Origin of the sequence: Bacillus sp. SIMBA_008 (genome assembly GCF_046535495.1) — a bacterium.
Classification (GTDB): domain Bacteria; phylum Bacillota; class Bacilli; order Bacillales; family Bacillaceae; genus Bacillus; species Bacillus subtilis.
The window spans coordinates 1-250 of record NZ_JAWRWL010000937.1 but is presented as its reverse complement, the minus strand read 5'-3'; the positions used below and the strand labels follow the sequence as shown (position 1 = coordinate 250).

General features: G+C 52.4%; 1 protein-coding gene. It reads left to right on the top strand.

Annotated features, from left to right (window positions below):
• Positions 1-250: iron chelate uptake ABC transporter family permease subunit (locus SB658_RS26125; protein ID WP_410603393.1), on the top strand; the 250-nt coding region annotated here is incomplete at both ends.

Genomic DNA, 250 nt, shown 5'->3' with positions numbered 1-250 from the left:
CAAGCCGTCTGATCAGCATCTTAAAAAACGGGGTTTTCTTCCTGATCGCGGTGATCGGGCTGCTTGTTTCTATTTTTTTCGCCGTCTCATTCGGCGCGAAAGACATTACTTTACATACGGTTTGGTCGGCTGTTGCTGATTACAATCCGAACATAACGGGCCAGCAGATCATTCATGAATTGCGTCTTCCGAGAGTGCTCGGCGCGGCCGTTACAGGAGCCGCTTTTGCCGCAGCCGGCGCCCTCATGCA